The 23,118-nt window shown below is 65.7% G+C and carries 23 protein-coding genes and 1 tRNA gene; 8 read left to right on the forward strand and 16 right to left on the reverse strand.

Going from position 1 to position 23,118, the window contains the following annotated elements; all coding sequences use genetic code 11:
* The first annotated feature begins 158 nt into the window (after positions 1-158).
* Complete coding sequence (locus tag DPR14_RS12850; protein WP_192499459.1) at positions 159-1,397, forward strand: sigma-54 interaction domain-containing protein; 1,239 nt, start codon at positions 159-161, stop codon at positions 1,395-1,397.
* Positions 1,398-1,408: 11 nt separating this feature from the next.
* Here the strand turns inward: DPR14_RS12850 and DPR14_RS12855 are convergent, their stop codons facing one another.
* Both DPR14_RS12855 and fusA read right to left on the reverse strand, forming a co-directional pair.
* Complete coding sequence (locus tag DPR14_RS12855) at positions 1,409-1,678, reverse strand: hypothetical protein (protein ID WP_158045497.1); 270 nt, start codon at positions 1,676-1,678, stop codon at positions 1,409-1,411.
* 80 nt (positions 1,679-1,758) lie between these two features.
* Positions 1,759-3,882 carry an elongation factor G gene (gene fusA, locus DPR14_RS12860; RefSeq protein WP_158045498.1) on the reverse strand — a complete coding sequence of 708 codons (2,124 nt, stop codon included), beginning with the start codon at positions 3,880-3,882 and terminating at the stop codon, positions 1,759-1,761.
* 1,183 nt (positions 3,883-5,065) lie between these two features.
* Here fusA and DPR14_RS12865 point away from each other — a divergent pair.
* On the forward strand, positions 5,066-5,347 hold the full coding sequence (locus DPR14_RS12865; protein ID WP_158045499.1) for a hypothetical protein: 282 nt from the start codon (positions 5,066-5,068) through the stop codon (positions 5,345-5,347).
* Positions 5,322-5,750 (forward strand): response regulator, encoded by a 429-nt coding sequence (locus tag DPR14_RS12870; protein ID WP_158045500.1) that lies wholly within the window; start codon positions 5,322-5,324, stop codon positions 5,748-5,750. The genes DPR14_RS12865 and DPR14_RS12870 overlap by 26 nt, the downstream gene beginning before the upstream one ends.
* Positions 5,751-5,777: 27 nt before the next feature.
* Here the strand turns inward: DPR14_RS12870 and DPR14_RS27415 are convergent, their stop codons facing one another.
* The 9 genes from DPR14_RS27415 to DPR14_RS12910 all read right to left on the reverse strand — a co-directional run bounded on the left by DPR14_RS27415 (position 5,778) and on the right by DPR14_RS12910 (position 14,665).
* Positions 5,778-5,942 carry a hypothetical protein gene (locus tag DPR14_RS27415; protein ID WP_192499460.1) on the reverse strand — a complete coding sequence of 55 codons (165 nt, stop codon included), beginning with the start codon at positions 5,940-5,942 and terminating at the stop codon, positions 5,778-5,780.
* Positions 5,943-6,179: 237 nt separating this feature from the next.
* The gene (locus DPR14_RS12875; protein ID WP_158045501.1) at positions 6,180-8,117 is read right to left on the reverse strand and encodes a DNA translocase FtsK; all 1,938 of its coding nucleotides are present in this window, start codon (positions 8,115-8,117) and stop codon (positions 6,180-6,182) included.
* Positions 8,118-8,258: 141 nt separating this feature from the next.
* The gene (locus DPR14_RS12880; protein WP_158045502.1) at positions 8,259-8,735 is read right to left on the reverse strand and encodes a PAS domain-containing protein; all 477 of its coding nucleotides are present in this window, start codon (positions 8,733-8,735) and stop codon (positions 8,259-8,261) included.
* Between the two features lie 214 nt (positions 8,736-8,949).
* Positions 8,950-10,338 (reverse strand): sensor histidine kinase, encoded by a 1,389-nt coding sequence (locus DPR14_RS12885; RefSeq protein WP_158045503.1) that lies wholly within the window; start codon positions 10,336-10,338, stop codon positions 8,950-8,952.
* Positions 10,331-11,005 carry a winged helix-turn-helix domain-containing protein gene (locus tag DPR14_RS12890; protein ID WP_158045504.1) on the reverse strand — a complete coding sequence of 225 codons (675 nt, stop codon included), beginning with the start codon at positions 11,003-11,005 and terminating at the stop codon, positions 10,331-10,333. The genes DPR14_RS12885 and DPR14_RS12890 overlap by 8 nt, the downstream gene beginning before the upstream one ends.
* Before the next feature lie 104 nt (positions 11,006-11,109).
* Positions 11,110-12,684, reverse strand: coding sequence for a DegQ family serine endoprotease (locus DPR14_RS12895; protein ID WP_158045505.1), 1,575 nt, complete (start codon positions 12,682-12,684; stop codon positions 11,110-11,112).
* Positions 12,685-12,831: 147 nt separating this feature from the next.
* A complete protein-coding gene (hisC, locus tag DPR14_RS12900; RefSeq protein ID WP_158045506.1) occupies positions 12,832-13,917 on the reverse strand; it encodes a histidinol-phosphate transaminase in 1,086 nt (361 codons plus the stop codon).
* A 116-nt stretch (positions 13,918-14,033) separates the two neighbouring features.
* Positions 14,034-14,396, reverse strand: a complete 363-nt coding sequence (locus DPR14_RS12905; RefSeq protein ID WP_158045507.1) for a hypothetical protein — start codon at positions 14,394-14,396, stop codon at positions 14,034-14,036.
* Positions 14,393-14,665 carry a hypothetical protein gene (locus tag DPR14_RS12910; protein WP_158045508.1) on the reverse strand — a complete coding sequence of 91 codons (273 nt, stop codon included), beginning with the start codon at positions 14,663-14,665 and terminating at the stop codon, positions 14,393-14,395. The genes DPR14_RS12905 and DPR14_RS12910 overlap by 4 nt, the downstream gene beginning before the upstream one ends.
* A 218-nt stretch (positions 14,666-14,883) precedes the next feature.
* On the opposite strand from DPR14_RS12910, the gene DPR14_RS12915 reads away from it, so the two are divergent.
* Entirely contained in the window at positions 14,884-15,255 is a 372-nt protein-coding gene (locus tag DPR14_RS12915) for a methyl-accepting chemotaxis protein (protein WP_158045509.1), read from the forward strand.
* A gap of 103 nt (positions 15,256-15,358) precedes the next feature.
* Here the strand turns inward: DPR14_RS12915 and DPR14_RS12920 are convergent, their stop codons facing one another.
* From DPR14_RS12920 to DPR14_RS12925, 3 genes are all read right to left on the reverse strand, one after another.
* The gene (locus DPR14_RS12920) at positions 15,359-15,544 is read right to left on the reverse strand and encodes a hypothetical protein (RefSeq protein ID WP_158045510.1); all 186 of its coding nucleotides are present in this window, start codon (positions 15,542-15,544) and stop codon (positions 15,359-15,361) included.
* 213 nt (positions 15,545-15,757) lie between these two features.
* A complete protein-coding gene (locus DPR14_RS27420) occupies positions 15,758-15,913 on the reverse strand; it encodes a hypothetical protein (protein ID WP_192499461.1) in 156 nt (51 codons plus the stop codon).
* 102 nt (positions 15,914-16,015) lie between these two features.
* Positions 16,016-16,174 carry an entericidin A/B family lipoprotein gene (locus DPR14_RS12925; RefSeq protein WP_158045511.1) on the reverse strand — a complete coding sequence of 53 codons (159 nt, stop codon included), beginning with the start codon at positions 16,172-16,174 and terminating at the stop codon, positions 16,016-16,018.
* A 238-nt stretch (positions 16,175-16,412) separates the two neighbouring features.
* Here DPR14_RS12925 and DPR14_RS12930 point away from each other — a divergent pair, with 238 nt between their 5' ends.
* The 4 genes from DPR14_RS12930 to DPR14_RS12945 all read left to right on the forward strand — a co-directional run bounded on the left by DPR14_RS12930 (position 16,413) and on the right by DPR14_RS12945 (position 21,470).
* A complete protein-coding gene (locus tag DPR14_RS12930) occupies positions 16,413-17,759 on the forward strand; it encodes an MATE family efflux transporter (protein WP_158045512.1) in 1,347 nt (448 codons plus the stop codon).
* 264 nt (positions 17,760-18,023) lie between these two features.
* Positions 18,024-20,705 (forward strand): DNA gyrase subunit A, encoded by a 2,682-nt coding sequence (gene gyrA / locus DPR14_RS12935; RefSeq protein WP_246149263.1) that lies wholly within the window; start codon positions 18,024-18,026, stop codon positions 20,703-20,705.
* 72 nt (positions 20,706-20,777) lie between these two features.
* Positions 20,778-21,317: a pantetheine-phosphate adenylyltransferase gene (gene coaD / locus DPR14_RS12940; RefSeq protein ID WP_158045514.1), complete on the forward strand. Its 540-nt coding sequence runs from the start codon at positions 20,778-20,780 to the stop codon at positions 21,315-21,317.
* Between the two features lie 77 nt (positions 21,318-21,394).
* Positions 21,395-21,470: transfer RNA gene (locus tag DPR14_RS12945), tRNA-Lys, on the forward strand.
* A gap of 40 nt (positions 21,471-21,510) precedes the next feature.
* Here the strand turns inward: DPR14_RS12945 and DPR14_RS12950 are convergent.
* Positions 21,511-22,251 carry a class I SAM-dependent methyltransferase gene (locus DPR14_RS12950; RefSeq protein ID WP_192499462.1) on the reverse strand — a complete coding sequence of 247 codons (741 nt, stop codon included), beginning with the start codon at positions 22,249-22,251 and terminating at the stop codon, positions 21,511-21,513.
* 145 nt (positions 22,252-22,396) lie between these two features.
* Positions 22,397-23,116: a transcriptional repressor LexA gene (gene lexA / locus DPR14_RS12955; protein ID WP_158045516.1), complete on the reverse strand. Its 720-nt coding sequence runs from the start codon at positions 23,114-23,116 to the stop codon at positions 22,397-22,399.
* Positions 23,117-23,118 lie beyond the last annotated feature (2 nt).

Consider the following 23,118-nt stretch of genomic DNA (forward strand, 5'->3'; position numbering starts at 1 on the left):
GGAACGGCAAGCCTTTGTAGGTAGACAAGTTGATCCGGTTGCGAGTAGATCTAGCAGGCGGGACTGCCCGGCGGGGTACTGCACGTTCCGCTCCGAGTCGATCAGGCCCGCCACCGATTTCGCCGCCCCGCCCGCTCAACCATATGCACCCGCGTTCCATGGACGATGATTACCGTCAGCCAAGCCCCTATTCCGCGGGGATTTTCGCCGACAGCAGCAGCGATCACATCAATGAATGCATCGCCCGGATCGAGGCCCTCAAGTTCAAGGTTCTCGGCAATTCAAGATTGTTCGACTTCGAGCAGCACGAGTTCCTGAGCGAGCTGAACACCCTTCGGGCCGCCTATCTTCATCTCTGTACCCTGACCCTGCCTGCGGCGGCCGCGCCGAGCGAGCAGATGCGGCCTGTCGTCGCGTCACGCGGCCGGGAGAACCTGGAGCTCGAAGGCGTCCTGGGCGCCAATCACCAGATCGCGGCCAACCTCGACCGGATCGCGCGCATCGCCCCGTCCCAGCTCACCGTCCTGCTGGAGGGGGAAACCGGGTCCGGCAAGGAACTGTTCGCCCGGATCATCCATCTCAACAGCAAGCGCGACAAGTTCGTCGCTGTCAACTGCGGGGCGCTGCCCAGCGGAGTCATCGAGTCCGAACTGTTCGGCCACTCGAAAGGCGCCTTCACCGGCGCCACGGCGGACCGCAAGGGCCGGTTCGAGGAGGCCAACGGCGGCACGATCTTCCTGGACGAGGTTGGAGAGCTGGAGCCGCTCGCCCAGGTCAAGCTGCTGCGCACGCTTGACGTGGGGGAGATCCAGAGGGTCGGCTCGGACAAGGTGACCAAGGTGGATGTCCGCGTCATCGCGGCGACCAACCGCAACCTGGAGCAGATGGTCACCAACGGGACCTTCCGTGAGGACCTGTTCTTCCGCCTGAACATCTGCCATCTGCTGATTCCGCCGCTGCGGGAGCGGCGGGACGAGATCCAGCTGCTGCTGGAATATTTCATCCGCAAGGTTTGCGCCGACAACGGCATTCCGGTGCCGACGCTGGATCCGGAGCTGAAGCGGTTCCTGGTGGAGACCTACCACTATCCGGGCAATATCCGGGAGCTGCGGAACCTGGGCATGTACATCGCCCATATCTTCGACGGTCGGCCGGTGCGCATCGCGGACCTGCCCCAGCGCTATACCCGCGCGCACATCGATCCCGCACCGACCCACCCCGACGACGATCACCGCGTGGTCCGCGACCGGGCTGAGCGCAGCCACCTGAGCGAGCTGCTGCTGCGTCACAGCGGCGACATCAAGGCAGTGTGCGCGGCGCTGGACCTATCGCGCGCGCGTCTTTATCAACTCCTCAAGAAGCACCATCTCCGCCCCGACGAATTCCGCCAGCGCTGAGACAGCCGGTTTCACCGGTCTCGCAGCCGAGCGGCGAGATCCAGGACATGGGCGGCAAGGGACCCGGCGAGGGATAGCGCGATCCAGCCCCACCATCCGTCGACCAGCGCCGTTCGGAGCGCCAGCATCAGGCAGGCGCCCGAGGCGAGATTGGGCAGGAGCGCCCGGGCCAGCCGGGCCCGACCCCGGCGGCCCAGCCAGGCGGTCAATGCCGCAGCCTCGATCGCCACCAACACCAGGATGGCGTCGATGATCCGGCCGCCGGCGAAAAGCTCTTCCACGGCAAACGGCTCCCCAAAAAGGAAAACGGCCCGGGAGTTTCCTCCCGGGCCGTCCTTCCGACATCGCGACGGTCCGTGGCTTACGCCGCGGCCTTCGAGGCGATGACCTCGTCGGCGACGTTGCGCGGCACCGGATCGTAGTGGCTGAACTCCATCGTGAAGGTCGCGCGCCCGGAGGTCATGCTGCGCAGGTCGCCGATGAAGCCGAACATCTCGGACAACGGAACATGCGCTTCGACCGCCAGGTTCATGCCGCGCTCGAACTGGCCCAGGATCAGGCCGCGGCGACGGTTGAGGTCGCCGATGACGTCGCCCAGGTGGTTCTCCGGGGTGACGACCTCGACCTTCATGATCGGCTCGAGCAGGACCGGGTTGGCCCGGCGGATCGCCTCGCGGAAGCAGGCCTTGGCCGCGATTTCGAACGCCAGCGCGCTGGAGTCGACGTCGTGGTACTTGCCGTCCACCAGGGTGGCCTTGAAGTCCACGGTCGGGAAGCCGGCCAGCACGCCGTCCTCCTTCTGGACCTCGATGCCGCTGCCGACGGCAGGGATGTACTCGCGGGGGACCGCGCCGCCGACGATGGCGTCGACGAACTCGAAGCCCTCGCCGCGTGCCTTCGGCTCGAAGATCACCTTCACTTCGGCAAACTGGCCCGAACCGCCGGTCTGCTTCTTATGGGTGTAGACGTGCTCGATCTTGCTGGTGATCGTCTCGCGATACGCCACCTGCGGACGGCCCACGACCGCGTCGACGCCGTACTCGGTACGGATGCGGTCGATGGTGATCTCCAGGTGAAGCTCGCCCATGCCGCGCAGGATGGTCTGCCCGGTCTCCTTGTCCAGCTCCAGCCGCAGCGAGGGGTCGGCACGGACCATCTTGCCCAGCGCGGAACCCAGCTTCTCCTGGTCGCCCTTGGCCTTCGGCTCGACCGACACGCTGATGACGGGGTCGGGGAACTTCATGCGCTCCAGGATGACCGGGCTGGCCGGATCGCACAGGGTATCGCCGGTCTCCGTCTCGGCCAGCGAGACGAAGGCGATGATGTCGCCCGCGCGGCATTCCTCGATCGCGTTGGTGTCCTTGGCGTAGACCTCGACCATGCGGCCGATGCGCTCCCGCTTGCCGCGGGTCGAGTTCATCAGGGTCATGCCCTTGGACGCCACGCCCGAATAGACGCGGGCGAAGGTCAGCGCGCCGAACTGGTTGTTGATGACCTTGAAGGCCAGCGCGGAGAACGGCTCCTCGTCCGAGCAGATGCGCTCGCCGACGACCTCGCCTTCCTCGTTGACGGTCTTGATCGCCTCGACGTCCATCGGGGAAGGCAGGTACCAGACGACGGCGTCCAGCATCTGCGGCACGCCCTTGTTCTTGAAAGAGCTGCCCGCGATGACCGGGGTGAAGCCGCCGCCGAGAGTGCCCTTGCGGATGCATTTGCGGAGGACGTCGACCGACGGATCCTCACCGCTGTCCAGGTACGCTTCCATCGCCGCGTCGTCCTGCTCCAGAGCGGTGTCGATCAGCTCCTGGCGGTACTTCGGGATGTCGCGGAGGATGTCGAGGTCTTCCTTCACCTCGATCTTCAGCTTGGCGGCGAGATCGTCGGTGATCTCCCACTCTTCCCACTGGGCGTCCTTCTCGTCCGAGAACCAGACGAGGGCCTTCATGGTGACGAGGTCGATCAGGCCGCGGAAATTGTCTTCCGATCCGATCGGCAGCGACAGGATCATCGGGCGGGCGCCCAGACGGTTGATGATCATGTCGACGCAGCGGCGGAAGTTGGCGCCGGAGCGGTCCATCTTGTTGACATAGCACATGCGCGGGACGTTGTAGTTGTCCGCGAGGCGCCAGTTGGTCTCGGACTGCGGCTCGACGCCGGCGACGCCGTCGAACACCACCACGGCACCGTCGAGCACGCGCAGCGAACGATTCACCTCGATCGTGAAGTCGACGTGGCCCGGGGTGTCGATCACGTTGATCTGGTGATCCTTCCAGAACACGGTCACGGCCGCGCTCTGGATGGTGATGCCGCGCTTCTGCTCCTGCTCCATATAGTCGGTGGTGGCCGCACCGTCGTGCACCTCACCGATCTTGTAGCTGCGGCCCGTGTAATAAAGGATGCGCTCGGTCGTGGTGGTCTTGCCGGCATCGACGTGGGCGATGATGCCGATGTTGCGCATGTCCTTGAGTGGCGTTCTGCGTGCCATGAGTACTATTCCTGAGCCAGTCTCACTCGACGCCGAGACGTCGGAGGTGTTCCCCAGCTTTATGGGTTGGAGTTCGCCGACCGCGACCGTCCACCTTCCATCGGGCAAGCGGCAGGGGCGGCAGTTGCGCGCTCAGGCAGCCGGGTCGGATGACCCGCCGCCATTGCGCTGTCCTATACAGGAAATTTGGTATCGAAAATATGGCAGTGACCTCAAAAAGGTAAGTGCGACATTTCGTCCCTCCCCTCCTATGGGCGACTCTGCGAAATTTCCACATGGTGTCGGCGGAGCGCCACACCAGCCAGCAAACCGACGAAACCGCCCAAAGTTGCCCCGCCAAGCCTCTTTCCTGTTGACTATGCTAAACGATTTCATGCAGTTATCCTCATTGCCCAAAATATAGGCAATGCTTCGAGACCCCCGTCCTGACCGATGGACGCACACTTCTCCAATGACTTCCCCACAAGGTTATCCACAGGATCTGGGGAAATCATAGCGGGATAGGCGAGTTTCAGGCAGACCTCCGGCCCAGAACGTTAGGAGTGGCAAGCCGCGACTCATTAACCCAAACTATATCGCATGCCGCGAATTCTTCCCGGCCTCGGTTCGAGAGCTGCGAAGCCCCTGGCGGGCCATCAGACCCCAGACGAGACGTTAAAAACACGTGAATAGGTTGATGGACCTGTAATAGGCTAAATAACCTAGATTAATGCTCTCGGAATGTTATCCTATGTCAGCGAGGCGTCTCTACGGTCACCTCCTGCTGGATACCGAAGAAGCAGGGTGGAGCGCCTGCGAGATCGCAGCGCAGACAATCTGCAATATCGCAGCTCGCTCATGCGTCATGAAATTTCATCATGACAACATCTTCAGGGAAGCTGTCGTCCGTATCAGCAGGGCAGCCGCTGTCCAGTTGTCCCACCCCCGGTCTCCGCCAAGTCTCGCGACGGACCGGTCCGTAACGCATTGCCAGACCGGCCAGACATCGATACCCAGCCATCTGTTCGGAATATTCAACACACCGCCGTTCGGAATTCCGAACGGCCGCTGGGTCCGATGGACGGCGGCATACTGGGAAGCGTTAGCGTACCTCTTATTTGAGCAGCCGCTCCGCTTCGTATTCGCACACCATGCAGCTGCTTTGGGTTCTACTGGAATTCAGGCATACGCCGGGGAGAACGCGATGCTCAAGCTTGGGACCAGGGTCGGGTATGGGGATCAGGTCGGCCGCATCGTGGGGCGGACGATCGAACTGCAGCCCAAGTACGACATCATGCTCGCCAACGGCACCATCCGCTCCTATGTGCGGGAGGTGGATCTGGTGGTCGTCCAGCAGGCGATGACGGAACGGGAGCCGATGCCGCCTCAGGGCCTACTGGTCGACGACGACCGCCCGCCTATGTCGATGCAGCGAAACGACGAGAAAGAAGAGGAGCGGGATGCGGATCCTGATCGTGGAAGATGATGGTCTGCTGGCCGCCAAGCTGGGAATGACGCTGGAGGATGCCGGCCATCAGGTCATCGGCTATGCCAAGACCGTCAAGGCGGCCATGGACTTGGCGCAGCGGCACCGCCCGGCGCTGACGTTGATGGATATCGATCTCGGACCGGGAGGCAGCGGTATCGCCGCGGCCCGGGGCATGAAGAAGCATTTCGGGCTGGTTTCGCTGTTCGTTACCGAACAGGCGGATAGGGCCATCCAGGCCGCCGATGCCGCCCTGGGCTTCCTCGCGAAGCCCTATACGACCGACGCGGTCCTGGACAGCATCCGCGTCGCGGCATCGGTCATGGCAAACGAGCCGCCGGGCGATCTGCCCGACGGCCTGATGCTGTTCACGGAAGAAAGGGTAGTGCGGGCGGACCCTTAAGCCGGCGTCTCGCCGGAAGGAGCCAGCTCAGGCCGCCAGGCGCTCGGCCTCGGCGCGCCGGCTCAGGCGGAGCCGGGCGATCATGGCCTCGATGGTTTCCCGTTCGACCGCGTCGCGGCGCATCATGAGCTGGACGATCGGATCGTTCAGCAGGTCGGTCAGTGAGGGTTCTTTACGCGGATTGCCGGTCATGACGTTTCTCCCCCTTAGGCGCGCAGTTATTAAACTAGCGCATTCGCCTTACTGGCGCTTTGCACCTTTATGACCCAAATGCTACTCCATGTCCGCAGCACTTACGAGAGTGATCTTTCGAGTAGCGAACCAATGAATTGCCAAGAAGTCTTGCCGAGTACAAGACAAATCCCATGCTGTTTTGTTTTGCCTCAACTGGTATTACCGCATTCCTCTTCGCAACCGCGAAAGTCGAACTCAAGCGCCGTCGCGCTCGTAGGCTTCGCTGCGTGACGACACCAGCACATCGCGCTTGCCCACGTGATTGGCGGAACTGACGATACCCTCGGCTTCCATGCGGTCCACCAGCCGGGCCGATCGGTTGTAGCCGATCTGGAGACAGCGTTGGATGAAGCTGACCGAGGCCTTGCGCTCGCGGGTCACCAGGGCGACCGCATGCTCGTACAGTTCGTCGTCGCTGCCGGTGAACGGGGCGGCACCTTCCTCCGGAGCGGGGGAGGGGACCTCCTCGTCGTCGCCGGCGCTGTCGTCGTCCTCCGTGATGGAATGGAGATAGTCGGGCGTGCCCTGCTCCTTCAAGTGGCGGACGACGTCCTCCACCTCCTCGTCGGTGACGAAGGGGCCGTGGACGCGGGTAATGCGGCCGCCGCCGGCCATGTAGAGCATGTCGCCCTGGCCGAGAAGCTGCTCGGCGCCCTGTTCGCCCAGGATGGTACGGCTGTCGATCTTGCTGGTGACCTGGAAGCTGATGCGGGTCGGGAAGTTGGCCTTGATAGTGCCGGTGATCACGTCGACCGAGGGCCGCTGGGTCGCCATGATCAGGTGGATGCCGGCCGCGCGCGCCATCTGCGCCAGACGCTGGATCGCCGCCTCGATGTCCTTGCCCGCGACCAGCATCAGGTCGGCCATCTCGTCCACCACCACCACGATGTAGGGCAGGGACTTCAGCTCCATCGGCTGTTCCTCGAAGATCGGCTGGCGCTTGGCCTTGTCGTAGCCGACCTGGACTTGGCGGAACACCTGTTCGCCCGTCTCCAGCAGTTCCGCGATACGCTGGTTGTAGCCCTCGATGTTGCGCACGCCGAACTTGGCCATGGCGCGGTAGCGGCTCTCCATCTCGCGCACGGCCCATTTCAACGCGACGATCGCCTTCTTCGGATCGGTCACCACGGGGGCAAGCAGGTGCGGGATGCCGTCATAGACCGACAGTTCCAGCATCTTCGGATCGACCATGATGAAGCGGCACTTCTCCGGCGGCAGGCGGTAGAGCAGCGACAGGATCATGGTGTTGATGCAGACCGACTTGCCCGACCCGGTGGTGCCGGCGATCAGCAGGTGCGGCATGCGCGCCAGGTCCACGACGATCGGCGTGCCGCCGATGTCCTTGCCCAGCACCAGCGCCAGCTTGGCCTGGGTCTGCTGGTAGGCGTCGCAGTCCAGCATCTCGCGCAGGAAGACCTTTTCCCGCGTCGGGTTGGGCAGCTCGATGCCGATCACGCTGCGGCCGGGCACCACGGCGATGCGGACGGTCAGCGCCCGCATCGAGCGGGCGATGTCCTCCGCAAGGTTGATCACGCGCGACGACTTCAGGCCGGGGGCAGGCTCCAGCTCGTACAGGGTGACGACCGGGCCGGGCCGCACCTCCATGATCTCGCCGCGCACGCCGAAATTCTTCAGCACCGTTTCCAGGTTGCGGGCGTTGTGGGCGAGCGAGGATTCGTCCATCGTCGCCTTGTCGGTCGGCGGGGCCGGCTGCAGCAGTTCGACCGGCGGCAGCTCGTACGGCGCGTTCGGATCGCGGGGAGCGGCTTCGGAATATTCGCCGTCCTCGTGTCCGGCTCCGTCCTCCAGGTCGTGGCCGTCGGCATCGTCGGCGTCGTCCTGGCCGACCATGGGCGCCCTGGCGGTCGCCTCGCCCCATTCCACGCCGGCGAGAAAGGCGTTGGCGGCGATGACCGCGAACAGCTCTTCCTGCTGGCCGGTGCCGTATGCGATGGTCGCGTCCGGTCGGCCCGGATTGATTTCCAAGACCCATTCGACCGCGCCGTCGGACCATTCGTCCAGGAGGAGCCTGAACGGCTGGCTGTTCATGGCACAGCTCAGGTTGAATTCCTGGGCGGTCGTAATGTCGGAATTAGCCGCATCGATGGGCAGACGGCTTTCCTGCTGAGTCATGGTCTGGTCCAAACACCTGGAATAGTGAATCGGGAAGCGCCGGCGGCCGGTACCCCGTGCCGCATCCTAACGCCGCTCCGTCTCCCAATGGTAAATGTTCGTCAATACTCGGCCCGCAAGCGGCGGAATTTCCGCCGGCTTTCAGAACTCCCTGGGAGCACCCGTGGCGACGGGGTGGGGCCGGTCGAGCTTGTAGGCGCCGACGAGCAGCTTGCCCACGGTGGAGCCGTCCTCGGTCAGCGGGAGCACCAGCCGTTCCCAGGTCGAGGGAACGCCGTCGAAATCGGCGGAATAGACGCGGGCGACCGGCCTGACCTCCGTCCGGACGCGGTCGTACTCCGCGCGCAGGATGTCGCCCTGGGGCTCGGGCAGGCGCGCGATCGACTGGCCGACCCGGTCCCCGCCGAACGAGTCCGAGAAGGACTGGCCGTAGTAGGAATAGACGAAGTCCGAATTGCGGACCACGTCCATGATCAGCAGGTTGCCCAGCCAGGGCCGCAGCCCGGTCGGGTTCAGCGCGGATGCCAGCGGCAGCGGCGCTCCGGCGCATTGCTCCAGCCAGAAAGCGTACAGGCTGAGCAGCTTAGGATGGCGAAGGACGAGGGTTTCTTCGGTCATATCGATATGCGCTGCCCCACGTCAGCGGGTGAAAGTCGGGAACATGAAGTCGGCCGGTGCCCCGCGTGACGACATCCTCCCGGGAAATCCTCCCACCCGGATCGTACCCGGCGGGCCGAACCCTTGCGGGCATGCGTCAACCGGCGGGCGATCGACCGGTCGCCCTACGGGTAACAGGCTGGCGGAGTCGCTGGCAAGGTGTTTCTGAAACTTGTCACCCCGCGCCGATCCGGGGGAACACAATGGCAACGATCAGTCCCGGCCGGTTGTCGTCCATTTCGAGCCGGGCACCATGCAGCCGGGCCACGGCATCGACCAAGCTGAGCCCCAGCCCGTTGCCCGGCGAACTCCGGCTCGACTCCAGGCGCACGAATCGCCGCAGGACGCTCTCCCGCTGGTCGGCCGGGATCCCGGGACCGCCGTCGGCGACCGAAATGAAGGCGCCGCGAGACCCATCGGGGCCGTCCACCGTTAAGGTGACCCGTCCGCCGGTCGGGGAGTATTTCAGCGCGTTGTCCAGCAGGTTGGCGACGGCCTGGGCGAGGAGTTGCTGGTTGCCGAGCACGACCGGCTCGGCCTGTATGTCGCTGTCGAGGCTGAGCCCGGCCTCCTCGGCCGCGGGTTCGTAGAGATCGGCGATCCGGCGGGCGATGTCGGCCAGCGCGACCTTGTGGAAGCTGCGCTGGAGGGTTCCGGCCTCGGCCTCGGCAATGCTCAGCAATGCGGAGAAGATGCCGAGCAGGCGGTCCGCCTCGCCTATCGCCTCCTGGATCGCGCCACGGTACTCGTCCTCGCCGGAGCATTCGACCAGGGTGATCTCGAGGCGGGACCGCAGGCGCGTCAGCGGCGTCCGCAGGTCGTGCGCGATGCTGTCCGACACCTGCCGCATGCCGACCATGAGCTGCTCGATCTGGTCGAGCATCGCGTTGAGGTTCCCGGCGAGCTGGTCCAGTTCGTCGCCGCTGCCCTTGACCGCCATCCGCTCCTGCAGGGCGCCGGACATGATCTGGCGGGTCGTCCGGTTGATGGCGTCGATGCGGTGCATCACGTTGCGGCTGATCAGCACGCCGCCGGCGGCACCCAGGCCTATCGTCAGCAGCAGCGCCCAGGCGAGCGAGATCAGCACCCGCTCCTGGAACTGGCCGCGCTCCCGCGTGTCGCGCCCGACCAGGAGGTGATAGCCGCCGGACAGGGTGAACATCACGGCCCGGGCGTCGTGACGCCGGCCGTCCGGCGTCGGCGGCGCGTCCTTGATCTCGAACTCGACCCAGCCGTCCGGGTCGGGAGCGGCGTCGGGCCAGGCGGACAGGTTGCCGGCCAGCGGGGCATAGGTCGGCGACGCGACCAGGTAGAGGGTGCTCGTCCGCGGCGTGGCGCTGCGGGCGTTGACGACCTCGATCAGGCCCGGCAGGCGGCGCTGCCGGTAATGCTCCCGCAATCCCGCGATCTCCGCCGCGATGGTCTCGTCGGTCTGGCGCTCGATGAAGCCGGCGGTGAACCAGTAGATGAGCCCCAGGATCACCAGCACCGACGCGAGGAACAAGCCGAGATAGAGCAGCGCCACCCTGAACGTGGTGGTCCTGAGCAGGCCGAGGTCAGGCACGCAGGGTGTATCCGGCGCCGCGCACGGTGTGGATCATCGGGGTCGGGAAGTCGCGGTCGATCTTCTGCCGCAGCCGCGCCACATGCACGTCGATCACGTTGGTCTGGGGGTCGAAATGGTAGTCCCAGACATTCTCCAGGAGCATGGTCCGGGTGACGACGTTGCCGGCGTGCCGCATCAGGTACTCCAGCAGCCTGAATTCGCGGGGGAGCAGGTCGATCTGCTTGGTACCCCGCCGCACCCGCCGCGCCAGCAGGTCCATCTCCAGGTCGGCGACCTGCAAACGGGTGGTCGCGGCGGCCCCCGCCGACTTGCGCCGGCCCAGGGCTTCGACCCGGGCCAGCAGTTCGGAGAAGGCGTAGGGCTTCGTCAGGTAGTCGTCGCCGCCGGCCCGCAGGCCGCGCACCCGGTCGTCGACGCTGCCAAGCGCGCTGAGGAACAGGACCGGCGTGTCGGTGCCGGCCCCACGCAGGATCTCGACCAGCGAAAGGCCGTCCCGTCCCGGGAGGAGCCGGTCGACGATCAGCACGTCGTAATTCTCCGACCCCGCCATGAACAGGCCGTCCTTCCCGTCGGCCGCATGGTCGACCACGTGGCCGCTCTCCCTCAGGCCCTTGACCATGTAGGCGGCCGCCTGGGCGTCGTCCTCGATGACGAGTATCTTCATGCCCCCATCATAGCCGATCGGGGACCGCTCGCCAGGAGGATCGCTCCTCCCGGAAGGAGCGGAGCGGTGGTCCGGGGACGGTCCCCCGAAGCCCTTGACCATGATCACGCCTTCTTGATCGGAACGGCCACGAACTGCTCGGTGCCCTGGCGGTTGACCCGCAGCAGCACGGCTCCGCGGCCGGCCTCCCTGGCCTCCTCGACCTTCGCCGCGATCTGGGCGGGGGCGGCGACCCGCTCGTTGCCGACTTCGGTGATCACGTCGCCCGGACGCAGGTTCACCCCGCTGCCGGCATCCTCCAGCCCGACCACCAGCACGCCCTCGACGCCTTCGGACAGGCCGAAGCGGCGCCGGCCGGACGCATCGATCGAGGACAGGGTCAGGCCGAGGACGGTGTCGGTCTGTGCCGCTCCCGGCTGGTCCGGCGACTGGGTCGCCGCGGCGACCTGGGGCTGGTCGGGCATGGCGTCCAGCGTGACGTCGACGGTCTCGCGCTTGCCCCGGCGCAGGATGTCGAGCTTCACCGTGGAGCCGGTCTTGCTGTCCGCCACCATCCGGGTGAGATCCTTGATCGTGTCGACCGGCCGGCCGTCGAGCGCCAGGATCACGTCTCCCGCCGCCAGCTTCGCTTTGGCGGCCGGGCTGTTCGCCGTGACGTCCGCGACCAGCGCGCCCTTGGGCTGGCCCAGGCCGAGGCTGTCGGCGATCTCCGGCGTGACCTGCTGGATCTGCACGCCCAGCCAGCCGCGGCTGACCGTGCCGTTCTCGCGCAGCTGGGCGATGACGCCCTTGGCCAGGTTCGACGGGATCGCGAAGCCGATGCCGACGCTGCCGCCGTTGGGCGAGAAGATGGCCGTGTTGATGCCGATAACGCGGCCATGGATGTCGAAGGTCGGACCGCCGGAATTGCCGCGGTTGATCGAGGCGTCGAGCTGCAGGAAGTCGTCGTACGGTCCGGCCTGGATGTCGCGCCCGCGGGCGGAGACGATGCCGGAGGTCACCGTGCCGCCGAGACCGAACGGGTTGCCGATCGCGATCACCCAGTCGCCGACGCGCGCGGTGTCGCTGTCGCCGAACTCCAGATAAGCCAGCGGCTTGCCGGCTTCGACCTTCAGCAGCGCCAAGTCGGTCTTCGGGTCGCGCCCGACCAGCTTGGCGTCCAACCTGGAGCCGTCATGCAGGGTCACGCTGATCTCGTCGGCGCCGTCGATCACGTGGTTGTTGGTCACCACGTAGCCGGCCGCGTCGATGATGAAGCCGGACCCCTGCGCCTGCTGGCGCTCCGCACGGGGACGGGAACCGCGCTGCTGCTCCTGGAACTGGCGGAAGAACTCCTCGAAGGGCGAGCCGGGCGGGAACTCCGGCATCCCGGGCAGACCGCGCTGCTCGGGAGCCGCGTTGCCGCCCTGGACGGTCGAGACGTTGACCACGGCGGGCATGACGCGGTCCACCAGGTCGGCGAAGCTGCCCGGCAGCTCCTGCGACACGCCCGGCACCGATACCGGGGCGGCGATGGCGTCGGCGGGAAGCACGGCGGAGACGGCGCCGGACAGGATCGTGGTGCCCAGCAGGAAGGCGGCGGTCGCCCTGCGGAAACGAACGGCGAGAGCGGGGGCGAGGGCGGGGGCGGCGGAAACGGGACGGACGGGAGAGCGGGTGACCGGAGGAAGCGGGACCATTCAAGGCTCCTGGCTGAACGAATCGGGAGCCGCCACGGGCGGCATTGACGGCGTTCTAGCGGGATCAGCCTTACCGTCTCCTTGCGGCAACATTAAATCGCCGAAAGGTTTCCCTGTGACGCGGCGTTCCGGAAGCCGGTCCCGAGATCAGTCCAGCACCTCGCGCAATGCGTCCATCAGCGCGTGGTTCTCCTCCTCGGTGCCGATCGTGATCCTCATGCAGTCCGGCAGGCCGTAGTGGCTCAGCGACTTCACCAGGATGCCGTGGTCCAGCAGGTGCTGCGACAGCATCGGGATGCTCATGGTCGGATCCGGCGGAATCCGGACCAGCAGGAAATTGCAGACGCTGGGGTAGACCCGCACGCCTATGGACCGTAGCTCATGGGACAGCCAGGCGCTCCAGGCGTCGTTGTGGGCAAGCGTCGCCTCCTCGTGCTCCAGGTCGCCGAGCGCGGCGGCGGCGGCGGCCTGCGCCGGCAGTCCGACGTTGTAGAGCGACCTGACCCGGTCCAGCGTCTCGATGATCGCCGGCGGGCCGTAGGCCCAGCCGATCCGCAGGCCCGCCAGCCCGTGGAGCTTGGAGAAGGTGCGGACCATCAGAACATTGTCGTGCTCGTTCACCAGGTCGAAACCGGGATCGTAATTGTTGCGGCGGACATAGTCCGCATAGGCGCTGTCGAGCACCAGCAAGGTGTGCGCCGGCAGTTCGGCCCGCAGCCGCTGCACCTGCTCCGACGGGACATAGGAGCCGGTAGGATTGTTGGGGTTGGCCAGGAACACGATCTTCGTCCGGTCGCCGGCCAGTTCGGCAAGGGCCTCCACGTCGACCGCCAGGTCGCGTTCGGCCGCGATCACCGGCGTGGCCCCGGTCATCCGGGCCGCCTTGATGAAGCCGTGATAGCCGTACTGGTGGAACAGCACCTCGTCGCCCGGGCCGGCATAGGCCTCCGTGACGATCTGAATCATTTCGTCCGACCCGTTCGAGCAGGTGATGTGGTCCGGTCCGATGTCGTAACGGCGTGCGATCGCCGCGCGCAGCGCCGTGTGCTCGCCGTCGGGATACCGGTGCAGGTTCTGGGCCGCCTGACGGTAGGCGGTGATCGATTTCGGGCTTGGTCCCAGGGCGTTGTGGCTGAGCGACAGGTCGATGAGGGGGCGCCCGCCTTGCGGAACGCGGACCGGCTTGTGCGGGGCTATCTGGCCAATGCCCACCCTCGGTGTCAGCCGTTCCATCGGCAAACGTCTCCCTGTTTCTCGCTCCAGCGCTGTACCGCGGGAGTCATGGCCTCGGATCATCATAGAAGTCGAAACGGATGGAATATTCCAGTGACCGGATGGCGCAGGGGACTTCAGAGCACTTGTCCGGCGCGGCGCGCGACGGGAAGCGGCCTTGCCCGGTCGTCGATGAATCCGCCGGCGTGCAGGCGGTTCAGGATCCGGTCGAAATGGGCCGGTGTCGCAGGGCGGTCGTATCCTTCCATCCAGTTCTGCTCGAGGAAGGCCAACATGGCCGGCTGACCGAGTTCGGCTTCCCACAGGATGCCAAGCAGGGACGTCAGCGTCTCCTCGTCCTGGCGCTCCTCTTCCGACAGGGCCGTGACCGCGTCGGCCTCGGCGACTCGTCCCGTCTCCGGTCCGGCGCCAAGACCGAAGTCGTAGAGGAAGCGCCGTTCCGGGGCGCAAAGCTGCCAATGGGCGATCTCGTGGATCACCACCGACGGCTCGCTGCGGGTTCGGATCCGCCGCCCGTCCAGCTGAAGGCCTCGGCGGGCGCCTCGTCCAGGGTTTCGATCCCCAGCGCCGCGGCCAGCGCCACGGCCTGGGCCCGCTGCTCCGCAGGGTCCCCGAGTCTCCCGCCGGGCGGGATCGATGAGGCGATTCGCCGGAAAGCCGCGAGTGCCAGCGGCCGGCCGGAAAGACCCTGCTCGAAACGGTCGATCACCGCGGGCAGATCGGAAGTGTCGATGGGTGTCAGTATCATAACGCTGCTTGGAGTCTGCTGTCGGGATCCGCTGCCGACGTCCGGCAGCGGACCGCACCATAGCACCCGGCGGCGGCTCGTCACCCGCCGAAAAGTCGCATGGAGCCGGAACAAGGCGGACTCACGAAAATTTAGGAAAGTCTGCTTTAATCCTGCGAGATGGTCCGCCGTCGCGTGCCGCCACGCGGACCCGATAACTCAACTCCAGGTGTCTTTCCATGTCCTATGGCAACGAACTCAGCGCCTCTGATAACGCCGGCACCTTGAGCCGCCAGGAACTGTCCGCTTCCCTGCAGGAAATCAGCCGGGAACTGGAAGGTCTTCGCAGCGAGATCGAAAAGGTCGGAACCGTCGCCCAGCAGATCGACGCGATCGCCAAGCAGACCAATCTGCTGGCGCTCAACGCCACCATCGAGGCGGCCCGCGCCGGGGAAGCCGGCAAGGGATTCGCGGTCGTAGCGGGCGAGGTGAAGAACCTGTCCGGCCAGACCGCTGCGGCGACCGCGGAAATCTCTTCGGTGCTGCAGAGCCTGACCAAGCGGACCCAGCACCTGGGCCAGCTCGTCGAGAAGGCGATCAGCTCGGTCTGATCACCATCGCTGGGCAGTCACCCCTTTCCGTTCGACGCGGTCAAAGGGGTGATCGTCCGTCCCGGACGCTCTGCGCGTAGCGGGGCTTCGGACGCAACGCGGCTCAGAAGAACAGGCTGTAAAGTCCGTACCCTGCCACGATGACCAGCCCCCACGAAGCGAGCGCCGCGGCGAGAATGGTCACCACGCGCCGACGCGGCGACCAGCCGGGCTCATCGACCCCGTAAAGAACTTCCGGGTGGGGCTGGGCCTCAGGCTCTACTTTTTGGTACAGGGCAGCCTGCTTCACGGTCAATCCTCGCCAGACCAGTACGTTGCTTCGCTACATTAGGCCGCCCCAATACCTAAAGTATCGTAAATGGTAGAGCAGCGTTAACTACCTCCCAAGTACTATACACATGGATTTAGACCGTATGCGCTGCGCGCCGCACCATGGTGACAGTGTCGGCGATATCTTCGTACTGGCTGACGTCCGATCGCGATCCCGTGCGGCAGAGCCTGTTCAGGCCCTGGTCGGCGGCTGAACGTCGGGCGGCGGATCCTGCATCGGGGGAATTTCCGGAGTCGGCTCCGCCTCGGGCGGCACCTCCGACGGCGGGTTATCCGGCTGGTTGGGATCCTCTCCCGGCGGACCGGTAAGCTCAAAGCGCATGATCATGGTTTCCTTGCTGTGTCCGGGTACTTTTCATCAACCTTCGGGCAGGCGAAAAGTCCCGGACCGGCAACAGGATTATCGTCGCGAAGCCTGGTCGGGCGACCGTTACTTGGCGCTGTCCTGGACGGCCTCGCCGGCGCGCTCGGTGTCGCGACCGAAGCCTTCGAGCGTGTTGCAGGCTCCAAGCAAGGTAACCAACGCCAGGGCGCCGGCAGCCATCATGAACGGACGGGCCTTGCGATCCGGACGGTTGAGCTTCGTCATTTTTGTCGTCTCCGAAGTTGATTGGTATTCGCCAAGGGAACACCGCGTCCGGGCGGATGTTCCATGCGGCGCAACGGCGTCGTCATGGATCAAGCGGGTAGGGCCATCGGAGGCAGGGGGTGCGACGACAGCGTGCAGTGATGCCGCAACCCCGCCATGTCTGCGGGAATCTTGACAGGGTCCGCTAGGTGCCGTTTTTCTGGGCACCGCATCGGCTGGAGACGCAATCATAACCACCATGGATCAGGAGGGCGGGGGCCGCAGGGTCGCCCTGCGCCATCACATCACCGAGTTGCTGAGGCTGGCCGTGCCGGTGATCGTCGCGCGGGCCGGACTGATGGTCATGTCGGCTGTCGACATCCTGATCGTGGGCCGCTACGGCTCCCAGGAACTGGCCTATCTGGGGCTGGGGACGCTGCCAGCCCAGATGCTGGTGACCGCCGGCATCGGACTTCTGCTGGGCACCCTGATCCTGACCTCCCACTCGGTCGGGGCGGAGAAGCCGGAGGCATGCGGGCCGATCTGGCGACGTTCGCTGCCCTATGCCTTTCTGCTCGGCATCGGCGCGGCCCTGCTCAGCCTGGGCGGCGAAAGCTTCTTCCGGCTGACCGGGCAGGACCCCGACCTGGCGAGGGGCGGTGCCGGCGTGTTCCTCGTGCTGGCGGCCGGCATCCCGGCAGCCATGCTCTACACCACGACGGCCTTCTTCCTGGAGGGGCTGAAGCGGCCGGTGCCGGGCATGATCGCCATGATCGCCGCCAACCTCCTGAACATCCCGTTCAACATCATCCTGGTGTGGGGTGCCTGGGGCATCCCGGCGCTGGGGGCGGAGGGGTCGGCCTGGGCGACCACGGGGGTGCGCTGGATGCTGGCGCTGTCGTTGATGGCCTATGTCTGGCATCTGTCCGACCGGGACCGCTACGGCATCCGCCGCAAGGTCACCCGGTGGTGGAGCGGTGCCGCGCACCAGCGGCGGCTGGGCTATGCCGCCGGGATCAGCCTGGCGCTCGAAAGCAGCGCCTTCTCCATCCTCGGCCTGTTCGCCGGCATGGTCGGCCCGCTCGATCTGGGCGCCTACACGATTCTGCTGAACCTGGTCGCTCTGTCCTTCATGACCGCCGTCGGGCTGGCGACCGCCACCGGGGTTCGGGTCGGAGTCGCCTACGGCCGGCGCGACCGGCGCGAGATCATGGTGGCGGGCTGGACCGGGCTGGGCGTCACGACACTGATCCTGGCGGTATTCGCGGTGCTTTTCGCGCTGCTGCCCCGAAGCATCGGCGGCCTCTTCACGGCGGATCCCGAAATGCTCGCCCTGACCGTGCCGCTCGTCGCTTTCAGCGCGCTGATCCTGATCGTGGACGGCGGGCAGGTGGTCATGGCGAGTGCGCTGCGCGGCCAGAGCGACGCCTGGGTCCCGACGGTCCTGCACTTCTTCTCCTACTACGGGATCATGATCCCGCTGGCGGCCGCCCTGACGCTGTGGGCCGGCCGGGGCGTCGCGGGGCTGCTCGAGGGGATCCTGATCGCCAGCATCTTCTCCGTTACCGTGCTGTCTGTCCGATTCCACCTGCTGTCACGGGCGTGAAGCCGGGATATGCTGGGGACGCCCCATGCGCTATGGTCCGGCTCCGTCCAAGGCTCGCCCGGAACGCGGGCCAAGGTGTAACGCATTGTTAGCGTCTGCAAAAACTGGTACACCCACCTTATATATGACGGGTGTCCAAATCATCGGGCGGTGCCTGGTGATCTTGCCCGCAGTCATCGTTTAACCTGAACCTGAGATCGATTTTTGACCGCCAATCTCACACCTCCGCCTTCCGATATTTCGCCGGTCACCATCGAAGAGGAGATGCGGCGCAGCTATCTCGATTACGCCATGAGCGTGATCGTCAGCCGCGCCCTTCCCGACGTGCGCGACGGTCTGAAACCGGTGCATCGCCGAATCCTGTTCGCGATGAAGGAAGGCGGTTACGACAGCAACAAGCCCTACAAGAAGTCCGCCCGTATCGTCGGCGACGTGATGGGTAAGTACCACCCGCACGGCGACAGCGCGATCTACGACGCCATGGTCCGCATGGCCCAGGACTTTTCGATGCGCCTGCCGCTGATCGACGGGCAGGGCAATTTCGGATCGATGGACGGCGACCCGCCCGCGGCCATGCGCTATACCGAGGCGCGACTCGCGAAGGCGGCGGAAAGCCTGCTCGACGACATCGACAAGGATACCGTCGACTTCCACCCCAACTACGACGAATCCTCGGCCGAGCCGGACGTCCTTCCCGCGCGCTTCCCGAACCTGCTGGTCAACGGTGCCGGCGGCATCGCGGTCGGCATGGCGACCAACATTCCTCCCCACAACCTGGGCGAGGTGATCGACGCCTGCTGCGCCTATATCGACGACAACGATGTCACCATCGAAGATCTGATGGAGCATGTGCCGGGTCCGGATTTCCCGACCGGCGCCCAGGTGATGGGCAAGACCGGCATCCGGCAGGCCTACCACACCGGCCGCGGCTCGATCGTGATGCGCGGCAAGACCGAGATCGAGGAGATCCGGAAGGACCGCTGGGCGATCGTGATCAACGAGGTGCCCTATCAGGTCAACAAGGCCCGCATGATGGAGCGGATCGCCGAGGTCGTCCATGACAAGACGATCGAGGGAATCTCCGATCTGCGCGACGAATCGGATCGCGACGGCGTGCGGGTCGTGATCGAGCTGAAGCGCGACGCCGTCGCCGACGTGGTGCTGAACCAGCTCTACCGCTACACGCCGCTGCAGACCTCGTTCGGCGTCAACGCGCTGGCGCTCAACGGCGGCCGGCCGGTGACGATGACCTTGAAGGACATCATCTCCGCCTTCGTCGCCTTCCGCGAGCAGGTCATCACCCGCCGGACCGAGTTCGAACTGGGCAAGGCGCGGGAGAAGGCCCACACCCTGGTCGGCTTGGCGGTCGCGGTCGCCAACCTGGACGAGATGATCGCGCTGATCCGCCGGGCGCCTGATGCCGGCGTCGCGCGCGAGGAGATGATGGCCCGCGATTGGCCGGCCGGCGACGTCGCTCCGCTGATCGCCCTGATCGACGAGCCGGGCAGGGGCGTCAGCCCGCAAGGAACGTACCGCCTGTCCGAGGCCCAAGCCCGAGCCATCCTGGAACTGCGGTTGAACCGCCTGACCGGCCTGGAGCGCGACAAGATCGGCGGCGACCTGCGCGAAGTCACCGACCGGATCGCGTACTATCTCGAAGTCCTCGCGTCGCGCACCCTGCTGCTGGAGATCCTGCGGACCGAGCTGCTGGAGATGAAGGAGCGGTTCGGCACCCCGCGGCGGACCGCCCTGATGGAACTGGAGTTCGAGTCCGACATCGAGGATCTGATCCAGCGCGAGGACATGGTCGTCACGGTCAGCCACTCCGGCTACATCAAGCGGGTCCCGGTCTCCACGTACCGGGCGCAGAAGCGGGGCGGCAAGGGCCGCTCGGGCATGAGCATGAAGGCGGAGGACACGGTCCACGACCTGTTCGTCGCCAACACCCATACGCCCATGCTGTTCTTCTCCTCGCGCGGGATGGTCTACAAGCTGAAGGTCTGGCGGCTGCCGCTCGGCACGCCGCAGGCGCGCGGCAAGGCGCTGATCAACCTGCTGCCGCTGGTCGACGGCGAGACGATCTCCACCGTCATGCCGATGCCGGAGGACGAGGCAACCTGGGGCGACCTGTGCGTCTTCTTCGCCACCAGCAAGGGCAACGTCCGCCGCAACAAGCTATCGGACTTCACCAACATCCGGGCCAACGGCCTGATCGCCATGAAGCTGGAGGAAGAAGGCGAGCGGCTGATCGCGGTGCGCACCGGCACGGTCGACCAGGACGTGCTGCTGGCGACGCGCGGCGGCAAGTGCATCCGCTTCCAGGTCGACGACATCAGGATCTTCAGCGGCCGCACCTCCACCGGCGTCCGGGGCATCCGACTGGCCGACGGCGACGAGGTGATCGGCATGTCGATGCTGAACCATGTCGACGCCGACGCCGACGAACGCGCCGCCTATTTGCGCCAAGCCAACGCCGAGCGCCGGGCAGCCGGGGAGGAGGCATCGAGCGACGAGGCGCCCGATCCCGACGCCGAGGTTTCGACCAGCATCGCCCTGTCGCCCGAGCGCTACGAGGAGATGCGGCGCAAGGAGGAGTTCATCCTCACCGTCTCCGAGCGCGGATTCGGCAAGCGCACCTCCTCCTACGAGTACAGGGTGACCGGTCGGGGCGGTCAGGGCATCTGGAATATCGAGATGAACGAGCGCAATGGTCCGGTCGTCGCTACTTTCCCCGTCACGGATGACCATCAAGTCATGTTGGTAACGGATGGAGGGCAGATGATCCGGATGCCGATCCACGATGTCCGGATCGCAGGCCGCAAAACCCAGGGCGTCACCCTGTTCAGGGTGGCTCAGGGCGAGCGGGTCGTCTCGGTCGCCTGGCTGACCGAGGAGGCGGAAGCGGAGACCGCCGTGAGCGGGGGCGACGATGCGTCGTCCGAATGATCGGCGGACCAACGATCGGTGCAGGGGACGCCAGAGCGAAGGGCGGCCCCACGTGAAGGGAAAAAGCGGCAGATGAGCAAACGGATCGGCGTCTATCCCGGGACATTCGACCCGGTTACCAACGGCCATATGGACATCATCCAGCGCGCTTCCCGCGTGATGGACCACCTGATCGTCGGCGTCGCCCGTAACGCCGGAAAAGGTCCGCTCTTCTCCACCGAGGAGCGGGTCGCGATGGTCGAGGAAGACATCGCGGCCCTGAAGCCGAACGGCACGAAGATCGAGGTGAGGCCGTTCGACAGCCTGCTGATGCACTTCGCCGTGGACATGAACGCCTCGGTGATCATCCGCGGCCTGCGGGCGGTATCGGACTTCGAATACGAGTTCCAGATGGCCGGCATGAACGCCCGCCTGAATCCCAAGGTCGAGACCGTCTTCCTGATGGCGTCCGACCGCCACCAGTTCATCTCCTCGCGTTTCGTCAAGGAGATCGGCCGTCTGGGAGGCGACATCACGCATTTCGTCTCGCCCCGGGTCGCCGAACGGCTCACCGCGCGATTCGCCCAGGACGCGGGCGACGTGACCAAGCGCGTACAGACCCTCAAGGTCTGACGGGACCAAGGGATGGATCAGGGTAAATGCAGGTTGACCGGAAGGGTCCCGGCCCCTATGTTCCGCCCCGACCCTGAGAGCGTGTAGCTCAGCTGGTAGAGCAACTGACTTTTAATCAGTAGGTCCTGGGTTCGAACCCCAGCGCGCTCACCAAAAAAGCCCCCGGAAACCAATGGTTTCCGGGGGCTTTTTGTTAGCCTTCATCAAGCTGCGCCAGCAGCGTTTCGGGCGGTGCCGGCCAGTTGGTGAAGCAGCGCAGCACCGATCCGTCCAGGACGCGCTCCAGTGACATGTCTCTGATCAGCCCGCTCGTGACGATGCAGCGCTGGTACGTCCGGACCATGTGGCGCGCGCACAGGTACATCTTGGCTCGCGACGCCGCGAAGGGGCGGATATGGCGGCCTTCCGGCGACAGGCAGAATTCCGCCATGGCCGTGGGAACGCCCGGCCATTCCGGATCGAAACAGTCGTCCAGGACGGCTACGCCGTGGCCGGTGAGCAGGGGCGTGAAGTTGTTCAGGTCGTTCAGGACCGAGGGATGGTCATGGACAGCATCCAGGTGGAGGAAGCGGAGGCCACCCCGCTCGATCATGCCCGGAGGCCCCTCGAGATGCCGCAGGTCCCCGGCGATGCAGACCAGCCTCTTTCCGAGTTCAGGACAGCACCGGAGAATATTCGCTTCGGCCACGGCCTGGGGAACCTCATGGAAGGCGTCGAAGCAGAACACGGTCTCGTCGGCGCGCGCCAGCAGGCCGAGCGCGATCGCGGACTTGCCCTTGTAGACCCCAAGCTCGCAGGTGTCGCCGCGAAAGCCGCCCTGCTTCTGGATAAAGTCGATCAGCCAGAACAGCAGGATGTCATGATTGTAGAACCAGCCCTCGATCTGGTTCTCGACATGCTCCTGGTAGATCCGGAAGAGTCGGGAGAATTCCATGCAGCGGTCCAGCCAGCATCGTTCGCGCGGGATGTGGCGCATCGTGGACCAGATTAAGGCGCATTCGTAAATGAAAAGGGCGGACCGGAGAGCCTCGCAAGGCTCCCCGGTCCGCCCCTTCACGGCAGCGAACTGCCGCTTTGCTTCAGTAGCGTCGCAACAGGCCAACAAGCCGGCCCTGGACTCGCACCCGGTCGGCGCCGAAGATGCGGGTCTCGAAGGCGGGGTTGGCCGGCTCCAGCGCCACCGTCTGGCCCTTGCGCCGCAGGCGCTTCAGGGTCACCTCGTGCTCGTCGATCAGCGCCACCACGATCGTGCCGCTGTCGGCCATCTCGCACCGGTTGATGATGACGGTGTCGCCGTCCAGGATGCCGGCCTCGACCATGCTGTCGCCGGCGACTTCCAGAGCGTAATGGTCGCCGGGCGGCAGCATCGTCGCCGGCACGTTGATCATGGCGCTGTTGTCGCGCAGGGCCTCGATCGGCGTACCGGCGGCGATCCGCCCATACAGCGGAAGCTGGATGGCCTCGGCATCGATGCTGGCTTCGCGGCCGGCCAGGGCGCCGGTGAAGTCGCCCTTGATGACGTTGGGCTGGAACTTCGGGCGGTCGGGCGCGCGCTGCTGCTGGCGAGCCGAGCCCGCTTCCGCGCCTTCCGGCAGCCGGAGCACTTCGAGCGCGCGGGCGCGGTGCGGGAGGCGGCGGATGAACCCGCGCTCCTCCAGCCCCGTGATCAGCCGGTGGATACCCGACTTCGACTTCAGTCCGAGGGCATCCTTCATCTCGTCGAACGAGGGCGAAACCCCGCCTTCGCCCAGCCGGTCGTTGATGAAGAGCAGAAGCTCGTATTGTTTACGTGTCAGCATCT

It is taken from the genome of Skermanella pratensis, from assembly GCF_008843145.1.
GTDB classification, from domain to species: Bacteria; Pseudomonadota; Alphaproteobacteria; order Azospirillales; family Azospirillaceae; genus Skermanella; species Skermanella pratensis.

Bases quoted from the DNA above. Each gene is read 5' to 3' on its own strand.
- DPR14_RS12850 (WP_192499459.1), top strand. From the start codon at position 159: ATGGACGATGATTACCGTCAGCCAAGCCCCTATTCCGCGGGGATTTTC.
- fusA (WP_158045498.1), bottom strand. From the start codon at position 3,882: ATGGCACGCAGAACGCCACTCAAGGACATGCGCAACATCGGCATCATC.
- DPR14_RS12865 (WP_158045499.1), top strand. From the start codon at position 5,066: ATGCTCAAGCTTGGGACCAGGGTCGGGTATGGGGATCAGGTCGGCCGC.
- DPR14_RS12870 (WP_158045500.1), top strand. From the start codon at position 5,322: ATGCGGATCCTGATCGTGGAAGATGATGGTCTGCTGGCCGCCAAGCTG.
- DPR14_RS27415 (WP_192499460.1), bottom strand. From the start codon at position 5,942: ATGACCGGCAATCCGCGTAAAGAACCCTCACTGACCGACCTGCTGAAC.
- DPR14_RS12875 (WP_158045501.1), bottom strand. From the start codon at position 8,117: ATGACTCAGCAGGAAAGCCGTCTGCCCATCGATGCGGCTAATTCCGAC.
- DPR14_RS12880 (WP_158045502.1), bottom strand. From the start codon at position 8,735: ATGACCGAAGAAACCCTCGTCCTTCGCCATCCTAAGCTGCTCAGCCTG.
- DPR14_RS12890 (WP_158045504.1), bottom strand. From the start codon at position 11,005: ATGAAGATACTCGTCATCGAGGACGACGCCCAGGCGGCCGCCTACATG.
- DPR14_RS12895 (WP_158045505.1), bottom strand. From the start codon at position 12,684: ATGGTCCCGCTTCCTCCGGTCACCCGCTCTCCCGTCCGTCCCGTTTCC.
- hisC (WP_158045506.1), bottom strand. From the start codon at position 13,917: ATGGAACGGCTGACACCGAGGGTGGGCATTGGCCAGATAGCCCCGCAC.
- DPR14_RS12910 (WP_158045508.1), bottom strand. From the start codon at position 14,665: ATGATACTGACACCCATCGACACTTCCGATCTGCCCGCGGTGATCGAC.
- DPR14_RS12915 (WP_158045509.1), top strand. From the start codon at position 14,884: ATGTCCTATGGCAACGAACTCAGCGCCTCTGATAACGCCGGCACCTTG.
- DPR14_RS27420 (WP_192499461.1), bottom strand. From the start codon at position 15,913: ATGATCATGCGCTTTGAGCTTACCGGTCCGCCGGGAGAGGATCCCAAC.
- DPR14_RS12925 (WP_158045511.1), bottom strand. From the start codon at position 16,174: ATGACGAAGCTCAACCGTCCGGATCGCAAGGCCCGTCCGTTCATGATG.
- DPR14_RS12930 (WP_158045512.1), top strand. From the start codon at position 16,413: ATGGATCAGGAGGGCGGGGGCCGCAGGGTCGCCCTGCGCCATCACATC.
- gyrA (WP_246149263.1), top strand. From the start codon at position 18,024: ATGCGGCGCAGCTATCTCGATTACGCCATGAGCGTGATCGTCAGCCGC.
- coaD (WP_158045514.1), top strand. From the start codon at position 20,778: ATGAGCAAACGGATCGGCGTCTATCCCGGGACATTCGACCCGGTTACC.
- DPR14_RS12950 (WP_192499462.1), bottom strand. From the start codon at position 22,251: ATGGAATTCTCCCGACTCTTCCGGATCTACCAGGAGCATGTCGAGAAC.
- lexA (WP_158045516.1), bottom strand. From the start codon at position 23,116: ATGCTGACACGTAAACAATACGAGCTTCTGCTCTTCATCAACGACCGG.